Genomic DNA, 11,718 nt, shown 5'->3' on the forward strand with positions numbered 1-11,718 from the left:
AAATTGGCGTTGTAGATAGGCAGCAAGCGAACGAATCCCGATGCGCTAACAAACGTAAGTAATTCGGGCGAGAGGCGTAGCTAACAACCCTACAACTCCAAATATGAAGGGTATAACACGGTGCCAGAGTCACCTCCGGCACCGTATCTATTACGCGGAATTCCCTTCCCTTTTTATGTCCGAAGATATCAGTACTCAACAGCCCAGTGTGCTGCAACATTATGTTCAGCAACACGATGTTCGGCAACATAAGTACGTGGGCCGTTTTGCCCCATCCCCGTCTGGTGATTTACATTTTGGTTCACTGATTGCCGCACTCGGAAGTTACCTGCAAGCCCGTGCTCAACGCGGGAACTGGCTAGTTCGCATTGAAGATATTGACCCCCCTCGAGAAATTCCCGGAGCTGCTTCCCGTATCCTGGCGGCATTAGATCACTATGGCCTCCATTGGGACAGTCAGGTTATCTATCAGTCCCAGCGTCATGAAGCCTATCGCGCCACATTAGACTGGTTGAAACAGCAGGGCCTGAGTTATTACTGCACGTGTACACGCAGCCGCATTCAACAGCTAGGGGGATTCTACGACGGTTATTGCCGTGACCGCCATTTACCTGCTGATAGTGCCGCCATTCGTTTGCGACAGACACAGCCGATTTATGCCTTTTATGATAAATTACTGGGTGAGTTGCATGTTGAATCTGCGCTGGCACAAGAGGATTTTATTATCCGCCGCAGAGATGGCTTGTTTGCTTATAATTTAGCTGTGGTGGTTGATGATGCTTTTCAAGGCGTGACAGAAATTGTGCGTGGGGCTGATTTGATTGAACCTACCGTGCGCCAAATAGCCCTCTACCAACAGTTACAACAGCCCGTTCCGAGCTATTTGCACTTGCCATTGGCACTGAATCATGACGGTAATAAGTTATCCAAGCAAAACCATGCAACACCGCTACCGGATGGCGATCCGCGCCCGATTTTGGTTGATGCATTGAAGTTTTTACATCAACCGCTGCCAGAATGCTGGCAAGATCTTGATTTACCGTTATTATTACGTTTTGCAGTCGAAAATTGGACGTTGGCAGCAATTCCGCTTCACGGGACAATAGCAGTCACTGAAAACACAACGGCATTCTCAAAGTAAGCACGGTGAGCTATGATTAGCCGCTGTTTTTCTGTAGTTCTGTTATTTATTAGCCACTATCGAGGTGTACCATTTTTACCCGAGTAGCCAATTTCTGCCGTAAGGTACTGATTCGCGATGATAAATCAGAACGCGATAACAAAGCTGTCCGTGATGATACGGCCCGTGATGGTAGTGCCCGTAAAGATAAAGTGCCCGGTGAAGATAGCGTGGCCCGCAAAGAGAAAAGGCCTGCCAGAACAAATACTGGCCGCAAGAATCATGCGGTGCCTGCTTCACAACAGAGTCTGATGACGATTATTCCGCGAGATCAGCACAATATTTCCCGTAGAGAAATCAGCGATAATGCGCTGAAGGTTCTCTATCGCCTGAATAAATCAGGCTATGAAGCCTATCTGGTTGGCGGCGGCGTCCGCGACCTGTTACTGGGCAAAAAACCGAAAGATTTTGATATCACCACCAGCGCGACACCAGAACAAGTGCGGAAATTATTCCGTAACTGTCGTCTGGTTGGCCGCCGTTTTCGCCTGGCCCATGTCATGTTTGGCCCTGAGATCATTGAAGTTGCCACTTTCCGTGGTCACCATGAGCAACAACCGGCGGAAGATAGCGACAAGAACTCTTCCCAGCAAGCGCAAAATGGCATGCTGCTGCGTGACAATATTTTTGGCACCATCGAAGATGATGCTCAGCGCCGTGATTTCACCATTAACAGCCTCTACTACGGTATTTCTGATTTTGCCCTGCGTGATTACACCGGTGGCTTGCGTGATCTGAAAGAAGGCATTATCCGGCTGATTGGTGATCCTGAAACTCGTTACCGTGAAGATCCCGTGCGCATGCTGCGTGCAGTGCGTTTTGCCGCCAAATTGGATATGACGATCAGCCCGGAAACCGCTGAGCCGATCCCACGTCTGGCCTCATTACTGCACGAGATCCCGCCAGCGCGCCTGTTTGAAGAATCACTCAAACTGTTGCAATCGGGTTATGGTTATAAAACCTATTTAAAACTGTGTGAATATCAGTTGTTCCAACCATTATTCCCACTGATTGCACGCAATTTCACTGAGCAGCATGACTCTCCGATGGAGCGCATTCTGGTTCAGGTACTAAAAAATACTGACCATCGTTTGCATAATGATCAACGCGTCAACCCAGCGTTCTTATTTGCGGCTATGCTTTGGTATCCGTTGATTGAACATGCGCAAAAACTGACGCAGGAAAGCGGTTTGGCGTATTACGATGCCTTTGCGCTGGCAATGAATGATGTGCTGGATGAAGAGTGCCGTTCGCTGGCCGTTCCAAAACGTATTACCTCACTGGTACGAGATATCTGGCTGCTGCAACTGCGCCTGTCTCGCCGTCAGGGTAAACGTGCGCACAAGTTGATGGAACATCCGAAATTCCGTGCTGCTTATGATCTGTTAGCGCTGCGGGCTGAAGTGGAAAATAACCATGAGTTGCAGCGTTTGACACAATGGTGGGGGGAGTTCCAGGAAGCCACACCGCTACAGCAGAAAACCATGCTGAATACGTTAGGGGCTGATCCGGCACCACGACGCTCTCGTCCCCGCCGCCCACGTAAGCCAGCACCACGTAAAGAAGGGGCATAATTCGCATCATGATCCGGGTCTATATCGCGTTAGGCAGCAATCAGGCTATGCCACTGCAACAGGTTAAAACCGCCCTGGAAGCGTTGGAGCATCTGCCACGCACCCGGTTAGTTGCATGTTCGCCATTTTATCGCACCAAACCGTTAGGCCCACAAGATCAGCCAGATTTTCTTAATGCCGTGGTAGCGTTAGATACCTCACTACCACCCGAGCAACTGCTGGACCACACTCAAGCCATTGAACGCAATCAGGGCCGGGTAAGGAAAGAACAACGCTGGGGGCCACGAACGCTGGACCTGGATATCATGCTGTATGGCTCACAGGTGATAACAACCGATCGCCTGACTGTGCCGCACTATGGTTTGAAAGAGCGCGAGTTTATGCTCTATCCGCTGGCTGATATCGCACCTGACCTGATTTTCCCCGATGGCGAAGCATTATCAGAACGCCTTAAATGGGTGGATAAAAACGGTCTGGTGCCTTGGTAACTCATACTTGCCAAATTCAACATATAGCATCCCTATCTGATATCCCCACCATCTTAACCCCTTGTCTCAGGAGAAAAGAGTGATGAAAGCCACCACCATGAGCCACTTGCGTCAATGGAAACAAGAAAAGCGTAAGTTCGCCACACTGACAGCCTATGATGCCAGTTTTGCCCAGTTGTTTGTCGAGCAAGGTATTGAGGTACTGCTGGTGGGTGATTCGCTCGGTATGACGTTACAAGGCTTCGACTCGACTCTGCCAGTAACCACCGTGGATGTGGCTTATCACACCCGTGCGGTGCGCCGAGGTGCGCCTCATTGCCTATTATTGGCAGATATGCCCTTCATGAGTTATGCCACACCAGAGCAAACATTTACTAATGCCGCAGAGTTGATGCGCGCCGGGGCCAATATGGTCAAACTGGAAGGCGGTAGCTGGTTATGTGATACCGTGCGCATGCTCGCTGAACGTGCCGTTCCGGTATGCGGGCATCTGGGATTAACCCCGCAGTCAGTTAATATCTTCGGTGGCTACAAAGTACAAGGCCGCGAAGAAGTAGCAGCAAATCAGCTACTGAAAGATGCACTGGCACTTGAACTCGCGGGGGCGCAATTATTGGTACTGGAATGCGTGCCAGTAGAACTGGCAAAACGGGTTAGCGAAGAGCTGGCTATTCCGGTGATTGGTATTGGTGCTGGTAATGTCACTGACGGGCAGATACTGGTTATGCACGATGCGCTGGGCATTACTGGCGGTCATACCCCTAAATTCAGTAAGAATTTCCTGGCACAAAGTGCCGGTGATATTCGCGCCGCCATTAAGCTGTATATTCAGGAAGTTGAAAGTGGCCTATATCCGGCGGAAGAACATACATTCCAGTAAATTTTGCGGATAATACGCTGCTATTACATCCTATTTATACCCAATAGATTTCAAGATGCAGGAAGGCGGCAAGCAGAGGTGAGGCCCATGAATGGGTCGAGTAATCACCGCAGCCAACACACCTGCAATTTGAAAGATGACCGGTATCGGAGAGAAGAATGCTGATTATTGAAACCCTGCCGCTATTGCGTCAGCAAATTCGCCGTTGGCGTCAGGAAGGAAAGCGAGTTGCACTGGTACCAACCATGGGTAACCTGCATGAAGGGCATATGACATTAGTGGAAGATGCCAAAACCCGTGCCGATGTGGTGGTCGTGAGTATTTTTGTCAATCCGCTGCAATTTGAACGCTCGGATGATTTAGCTCGCTACCCACGCACTTTGCAGGAAGATTGCGAGAAGTTGACCCGTCACGGTGTGGATCTGGTATTCGCCCCTGCGGCAGTCGATGTCTATCCAGCCGGTCTGGAAAGCCAGACCTATGTCGACGTCCCTGCCCTGTCTACTATTTTAGAAGGTGCCAGTCGCCCTGGTCATTTCCGTGGTGTATCCACTATCGTCAGCAAACTGTTCAATCTGGTGCAACCAGATGTTGCCTGTTTTGGTGAAAAAGATTATCAGCAACTGGCACTGATCCGTAAAATGGTGGCGGATATGGGCTATGACATCAATGTTGTCGGGGTGCCGATTGTGCGGGCGAAAGATGGTCTGGCACTGAGTTCCCGCAATGGCTATCTGACGGCTGAAGAGCGAAAAATCGCCCCGCAGCTCAATAAGATAATGCAAGCTCTGGCCGAGAAACTGATCTTGGGTGAAAGGCAGATTGATGATTTGCTGGCTGACACCGCAGAGCAATTACGTCATGCCGGTTTTACCCCGGATGAACTGTTTATCCGCGATGCCCACACTTTGCAACCATTGACCATCGACAGTAAACAAGCCGTTATCCTGCTGGCCGCCTGGCTGGGTAAAGCACGCCTGATTGATAACCAACAGGTTGATTTGCGTAGTTAACCCCTGACTGCGGTGAATAGCGGCCGAGCCCGGTTTTCACCGCACATCCCCCTTCCCTGCTCCTCTTATTCTTCACCAAACAAGGTGTTAACCCGAAAGCATTTTCTTTGCCTTTTGTATGTAATACATCGCATAAATAAAAGGGGGTTGAAGATGGGAATTAGGGTTGGAAATCATCTGTTTTCCACTGAGATTAGTCACTCAGTCATCGCTAATATAGCGAAAAACACAACACCACCATCGATGAGTCTATGGGAGATAATAAAGGACTTTTTCTGTTGTACCCATCATGCTGAAGCATTGGATTGTCTCTATCAACTGTACCATCCTCTGAATAATACCGATGCAATGAACCCGGAGGAAATTCGCGGCAACATAGCAAAAGCATTTAATCAATTAAAACAGTTAGCAGCACCAGGATATGAAGAGAGATTTTCTCAGCCTAAGGGGTCTAATAACCAAGAGCAACATTTCACTATTACTGATAAAAATGACGAATTTATATTAAATATAAGAATGAACATTAACACCAATAAATACACAATCTCCACCCCTAGTGGCGACCCAGTATGCCTATATCTGCGACCAAAGTCTGCACAAGCAACCGATAGACCGATGGGATCGGGGGCTTGATAGCAAGTCCCTGTTCCGCTAGCCGCAGACCCGTTTTAGTCTCCTGTTTTTATCACTCAATCGCTGAGCCATAGACAAGCGGTATAAAATCAGCAAAACTGGATGCTTCTCCCTAAATCAATCGATGATGGGATAGGATGCCAGACTTATTCTGGGTAATAACCGGGGTCAAAGGTAAGAGTTATGATACGCACTATGTTGCAAGGCAAACTGCATCGGGTCAAAGTCACTCAAGCTGATTTGCACTATGAAGGTTCCTGCGCTATCGATCAGGATTTTCTGGAAGCCGCTGGAATTTTGGAATACGAAGCCATTGATATTTATAACGTTGATAATGGTCAGCGTTTTTCCACTTATGCTATCGCCGCCGAACGCGGTTCACGGATTATCTCGGTGAATGGTGCCGCGGCGCGTTGTGCTTGTGTCGGTGATAAGCTGATCATCTGTTCCTACGTACAGATGTCTGATGCTGATGCCCGATTGCACCACCCTAAAGTGGCGTATTTTGAAGGTCAGAATCAACTGCAACGCAAAGCTAAAGCGGTACCGGTTCAAGTCGCTTAATTACCCTTTGTACTTGAAGCCGCAGGGGTGTTAGCTACGTTCACTTACCCGAATCACTGACTTCAGTCAGCTCCTCGGGATGCGTTTACTTGCTGGCCTACCTGCGACTCCAATTACTTTGGGTAATATCCTTCTTACTGAAGGCTCAGGTTAGCCACGTTTGCTCACCTGTATTCTTGGTCTTTCAAGATAAAAAATGGTGCCTTACCAGAGCACCATCTTTCATATCCTCTTCATACCATCGAGTAGTTAATCCGACTCCATCACCGCAGGTGCAGGGGCAACCGGCTGGCCAGGTTCATTGGCAATACGCTCTGCCATAGTCGGTATTGAATCAGTACGCAGAATATAAAGCCGTTTGAGGGTATACGGATTATCACCGGGTTTAACCTTGCCTTGTATGGTGGTCACCGCCAAATGGAAACCGGCATTTTTAGCAGCATCAATCGCAGTTTGATTAAAGCCACCGAACGGATATGACAGAAAGATCACGTGCGGATTAAATTGAGATAACGCTCGTCGTGAGTGTTCAAAATCAAAAACAATATTGTGATAAGAACGGCTCAATAAGATAGGGTTACGTTTATTATCAGTCCGGTGTAAAAAATGAGTATGAGACTGAACATCAAATACATCCTGAATCTCTTTCAATTCAGAGATACTCATAAACTGTAATGAATCAGGGTTCCATTTTTGTGGATGGCGCTTAATTCGTGATGAAATAATAAACGCCGTAGCCCGGAAGCCATTTTCTTTCAATATAGGATATGCGTAGCGGTGGACCGATTTAAGACCATCGTCAAAGGTCAGTACTACAACTTTTGCGGGCAGATTAATCTTGTTATTGAGATAACCTTCAAGCTGATAGAGCGAAATCGTGTCGTAACCTGTCTGCTTGAGATAGGTCATCTGGTTACTGAATGCCGCATCAGAGGTGGTGGTTGATGTATTGAGGAAACGTTTATTCTCCTCATTCTTCAACATATGGTGATAGGTCAGGATCGGGATGCCGTTATCGATTTCAGCATCGACGCTACTGACATAGCCTAAGCGATCACCAATATTGACCTGATACCAGGTATTCCCTAACCGGTCTTTCAATTTACCCACGATAGGATAACGCAAGTTATCTACCAGCGTAGCAAACTGCTCACTGCGCACATCCGCCGCCAGATAGACAGGAGTTTCGCGCTTGATCAATATATTTTGATTGGGCAGGGGTTTATTCAAATCACCCAAGATATCGTTGGTTTTTCGTGCTTTGTTGATATCTTCTAAATCGTCCTTATCAATAAAGCCGATGCCATTACCAAATTTAAATTCATAGTATTCTGCCGCGGCGGGTAAAACCTGAATAAGTTGATCTTCTTTAATCTCACCGACAGGAATGACCTTCTCACCAACCAGTGAATATATTTCGCTATCACGCTGTGCAACCATATATTTAGGCGTAAGTGTTGCTTCATCAGGTAAGAGATCTGCATGGGTTGCCGGTATCATTACCGACATGACAAGACCGAGTAGCATCCCAATAGCTATTCTGTTTTTATGCCACATTATCGTTCTACTTATGCGCATTTGGCGCTGAATTGAAAAGGGGAAAATCTGGTGCGCCAGCATAGCACGAGACGCCAGAAGTTGAGAAAGACGATATTAGATGGGGACATTATTTATTACGTTTAAATTCCAGTATTAACAACAATTAACTAACTAATAATTCACGATCAATCTCTGCTAATAGCCAAAATCATTGGCGTTACAGCAAGGCGGCAAGTCAGCGCATCCCGATGAGCTTACAGCAGTAAGTGATTCGGGTAAGTGAACGTAGCCAACACCGCTGTAACGTCAAGGCCGAAAAGAATACCCAAAGTCATTGGCGTTACAGCAAGGCGGCAAGTCAGCGCATCCCGATGAGCTTACAGTAGTAAGTGATTCGGGTAAGTGAACGTAGCCAACACCGCTGTAACGTCAAGGCCGAAGGGTATTAGGTGCGTAGCCCACGACCACGCTCTATCAAATACCAAGCCCACGCATAAAACACCGCGATGAATACCACCAAAACACCAATGGTCAATACCAATGGCACATCAGAAATCCCAAGGAAGCCATAACGAAACCCGCTTATCATGTACACAATGGGATTTAGTTTCGATACCGCCTGCCAAAAAGGGGGCAGTAATGATAGCGAGTAAAAGACCCCGCCCAGATACGTCAAGGGGGTCAGCACAAAAGTAGGCACCAGGCTGATATCATCGAACGTTTTGGCAAATACCGCATTCAGTAACCCACCGAGGGAAAACAGAATGGCCGTCAGCATCAATGTCAGTGCAATCATTGACCAAGAGTGGACATGCAACGGTACGAAGAACAGTGAGATAATCGTTACCAGAATACCGACACAGATCCCACGGGCGACCCCACCACCGACATAACCGATAATCACAATATGTGTGGGTACCGGTGCTACCAGCAACTCTTCAATACTGCGCTGGAATTTAGCACCAAAGAACGATGCAGCGACGTTGGCATATGAGTTGGTGATAACCGCCATCATAATCAAGCCGGGAACGATAAATTGCATATAATTAAAACCGCCCATATCACCAATTCGGGCACCAATCAGGTTGCCGAAAATAACGAAATAGAGCGACATAGTAATCACCGGTGGTACCAGTGTTTGAATCCAGATACGAGCAAAACGCGTGATTTCTTTGATCCAAATACTCTGTAATGCTACCCAATATAGGCGGGTCATGCTTTCTCTCCCCCGTTACCATTAACCAAGGTGACAAATAGCTCTTCCAGACGGTTAGCCTTGTTGCGCATACTATGTACCTGAATTCCCTGAGCGTTCAATTGACTGAATAAACCATTCAGACCTTGCTCACGCTTAACATCAACCTCCAGCGTTGAGGTGTCCGTCAGACGATAGCCATAACCTTCCAGCTTAGGTAGCGGGCTTTTAATACCCAAATCAAAAATAAAGGTTTCTGACTCAAGTTTGCCAAGCAACTGCTTCATGGTGGTATTTTCCACCAGTTCACCATTCTGGATAATACCAATGTTACGGCACAGCATTTCTGCTTCTTCCAGATAGTGAGTAGTCAGAATAATGGTGGTCCCCTGCGCATTCAGCTCTTTCAGGAACCCCCACATCGAGCGGCGTAACTCGATATCCACCCCAGCGGTAGGTTCATCAAGGATTAGCAACTTCGGCTCATGCATCAGCGCACGCGCAATCATCAAACGGCGCTTCATCCCGCCCGACAGCCGGATAGCGCGCTCATTGCGTTTGCTCCACAAATCCAACTGAGTGAGGTATTTCTCGGCACGTTGTAACGCCTCACGCCGCGTGACGCCGTAATACCCCGCTTGGGTAATCACAATCTGCAACACCGTCTCGAATGGGTTGAAGTTAAACTCCTGTGGTACTAACCCAAGTTGGCGTTTGGCATTCACGATATCGTTATCAATATCGTAACCAAAAACTTGTACCTTACCGGACGTTTTGTTCACTAATGAACTGATAATACCAATGGTGGTCGATTTACCCGCACCATTCGGCCCAAGCAGGGCATAAAAATCACCTGCCTCTACGCGCAGATCAATGCCACGTAGTGCCTGAACGCCACCTGCATAGGTTTTGGTTAGTTGCGTTATTTCCAGTGCATATGTCATAAGTAAAAAAGAACCTTATTCTATGAGTTTCTCAGCGATAACAGCATACCCATGCCTTGCTTAGCTCGCCTGTCAGGGCAAGTTACGGGGAGCAGAAGGGATCATGGGTCGATACCGAGAAGATGTTACGCAGACGAAAATTGCGCGATCAACAGGGTCACTGTTCCGATTTCAAAATCGTCATCCTTGCCGTATATTATCTTATCGCAATCCGTTCATTACAGGCTATTTACATTAATGAAAGAAATAGAGAAGCTCCTCGCGAACAATGACATGTGGTCAAACTCTATCAGTAAAGATGACCCCGATTTTTTTGAACACCTGGCGCAAGCCCAGAAACCCCGTTTTCTGTGGATTGGCTGTTCAGACAGCCGCGTCCCCGCAGAGCAACTAACGGGTCTAAAAGCGGGTGAATTATTCGTTCACCGCAATGTAGCCAATCTGGTTATCCATACGGATCTCAACTGCTTGTCCGTGGTGCAATACGCCATCGATGTTTTGCAGGTCGAACACATCATTATCTGTGGTCACCTTGGTTGTGGCGGTGTCGAAGCGGCGATCAAAGGTGAAGAGATGGGCCTTATCGATAACTGGTTACTGCATATTCGTGATCTTTGGTATAAGCACAGCTCACTGCTGGGTGAGCTACCACAAGAAGAACGCAGCGATATGTTATGTAAAATCAATGTCGTAGAACAAGTCTATAACCTGGGTCATTCGACTATTGTCCGGTCCGCCTGGAAGCGTGGGCAGAAAGCCATGATTCACGGCTGGGTCTATGGTATTGAAGATGGCAAACTGACTGATTTGAAAGTCTCGGCCACCAGCCTCAGTAGCCTTGAAGTCCTTTACCGTGAAGCGATGGCAAAGTTACTGCAACCTAATAGAAAAGACTGAACAGTCGCCAGGGAGGGTGTTCAAGCACACCCTCTCCCATCCCTAAATGCTGCTAAAGACACTCGAACTCAAAATATTGACGTGCAGTGACCAGCGGCAAATAAGGCGTAGCGAGCTAAGTCAGTTTGAGTGCGCCCAGCACGCAACAACCGGAGCGTACACGTAGTACGTGAGGATTCTAAGTACTGCGTAATCTCAAAATGGCGACGCACAGTAGCCGTTCCTGATCACTCGTCAAACATGACAACCTTTCCTACATAAGGAAGATGTCTATATCTTTGAGCATAATCGATACCGTAACCCACCACGAATTCATCAGGAATAGCGAAGCCGACCCACTCAACCGGCACCTGAACTTCGCGACGCTCTGGTTTATCCAGCAACGTGCAGATAGCCAATGATTTTGGCCCACGCAATTGCAGAATTTCACGCACTTTACTTAATGTATTACCGGAGTCGATTATATCTTCAACAATCAGCACATCCTTACCACGGATATCTTCATCTAAATCTTTCAGGATTTTCACATCTCGCGTGGTACTCATGCCATTGCCGTAGCTGGAGGCCGTCATAAAATCGACTTCATGGGAAACATCAATGGCACGGCATAAGTCAGCCATAAACATAAATGAGCCACGGAGCAACCCGACCAGCACCATTTCACTGCCGCTGTCGCGGTAGTGTTCGGAGATTTGGCGGCCTAATTCGGCAATTCGGGCTTTGACTTCCTGCTCGGAAATCATGACTTCTACAGTGTGTTTCATAAGTATTTACGTCGCTTTTTTACGTTACTTGCCACAAGAAAGCCGCT

The 11,718-nt window shown here is 47.6% G+C and carries 12 protein-coding genes; 8 read left to right on the top strand and 4 right to left on the bottom strand.

The features are described from left to right. Positions 1-175: 175 nt before the first annotated feature. The 7 genes from gluQRS (at position 176) to panD (ending at position 6,332) form a co-directional block, all read left to right on the top strand. A complete protein-coding gene (gene gluQRS, locus V1953_RS17390; protein WP_372568688.1) occupies positions 176-1,141 on the top strand; it encodes a tRNA glutamyl-Q(34) synthetase GluQRS in 966 nt (321 codons plus the stop codon). 290 nt (positions 1,142-1,431) lie between these two features. Continuing rightward, on the top strand, positions 1,432-2,754 hold the full coding sequence (gene pcnB / locus V1953_RS17395) for a polynucleotide adenylyltransferase PcnB (protein WP_372559821.1): 1,323 nt from the start codon (positions 1,432-1,434) through the stop codon (positions 2,752-2,754). A gap of 8 nt (positions 2,755-2,762) precedes the next feature. Then, positions 2,763-3,242, top strand: a complete 480-nt coding sequence (folK, locus tag V1953_RS17400) for a 2-amino-4-hydroxy-6-hydroxymethyldihydropteridine diphosphokinase (RefSeq protein WP_083160458.1) — start codon at positions 2,763-2,765, stop codon at positions 3,240-3,242. Between the two features lie 82 nt (positions 3,243-3,324). Continuing rightward, positions 3,325-4,122 carry a 3-methyl-2-oxobutanoate hydroxymethyltransferase gene (gene panB, locus V1953_RS17405; RefSeq protein ID WP_442851338.1) on the top strand — a complete coding sequence of 266 codons (798 nt, stop codon included), beginning with the start codon at positions 3,325-3,327 and terminating at the stop codon, positions 4,120-4,122. 158 nt (positions 4,123-4,280) lie between these two features. Then, positions 4,281-5,135, top strand: coding sequence for a pantoate--beta-alanine ligase (gene panC, locus V1953_RS17410; RefSeq protein WP_442851160.1), 855 nt, complete (start codon positions 4,281-4,283; stop codon positions 5,133-5,135). A gap of 153 nt (positions 5,136-5,288) precedes the next feature. Then, positions 5,289-5,768 (top strand): hypothetical protein, encoded by a 480-nt coding sequence (locus V1953_RS17415; RefSeq protein WP_372568686.1) that lies wholly within the window; start codon positions 5,289-5,291, stop codon positions 5,766-5,768. Between the two features lie 183 nt (positions 5,769-5,951). Continuing rightward, positions 5,952-6,332, top strand: a complete 381-nt coding sequence (gene panD / locus V1953_RS17420; protein ID WP_032905470.1) for an aspartate 1-decarboxylase — start codon at positions 5,952-5,954, stop codon at positions 6,330-6,332. A gap of 249 nt (positions 6,333-6,581) precedes the next feature. On the opposite strand, the gene V1953_RS17425 is transcribed toward panD, so the two are convergent. The 3 genes from V1953_RS17425 to V1953_RS17435 all read right to left on the bottom strand — a co-directional run bounded on the left by V1953_RS17425 (position 6,582) and on the right by V1953_RS17435 (position 10,010). Further along, entirely contained in the window at positions 6,582-7,889 is a 1,308-nt protein-coding gene (locus V1953_RS17425) for a polysaccharide deacetylase family protein (RefSeq protein ID WP_102970472.1), read from the bottom strand. A gap of 427 nt (positions 7,890-8,316) precedes the next feature. Then, a complete protein-coding gene (locus V1953_RS17430; protein ID WP_083160466.1) occupies positions 8,317-9,087 on the bottom strand; it encodes an ABC transporter permease in 771 nt (256 codons plus the stop codon). Continuing rightward, positions 9,084-10,010 (bottom strand): ABC transporter ATP-binding protein, encoded by a 927-nt coding sequence (locus V1953_RS17435; RefSeq protein ID WP_442851161.1) that lies wholly within the window; start codon positions 10,008-10,010, stop codon positions 9,084-9,086. Before V1953_RS17435 ends, V1953_RS17430 begins: the two co-directional genes overlap by 4 nt. Positions 10,011-10,247: 237 nt before the next feature. On the opposite strand from V1953_RS17435, the gene can reads away from it, so the two are divergent. After that, complete coding sequence (gene can / locus V1953_RS17440; RefSeq protein WP_050086084.1) at positions 10,248-10,907, top strand: carbonate dehydratase; 660 nt, start codon at positions 10,248-10,250, stop codon at positions 10,905-10,907. A gap of 227 nt (positions 10,908-11,134) precedes the next feature. Here can and hpt read toward each other — a convergent pair whose 3' ends face one another. Then, positions 11,135-11,671 (bottom strand): hypoxanthine phosphoribosyltransferase, encoded by a 537-nt coding sequence (gene hpt, locus V1953_RS17445; RefSeq protein WP_083160470.1) that lies wholly within the window; start codon positions 11,669-11,671, stop codon positions 11,135-11,137. Positions 11,672-11,718 lie beyond the last annotated feature (47 nt).

Origin of the sequence: Yersinia sp. 2541 StPb PI, assembly GCF_052217145.1 — a bacterium.
Classification (GTDB): Bacteria; Pseudomonadota; Gammaproteobacteria; order Enterobacterales; family Enterobacteriaceae; genus Yersinia; species Yersinia enterocolitica_E.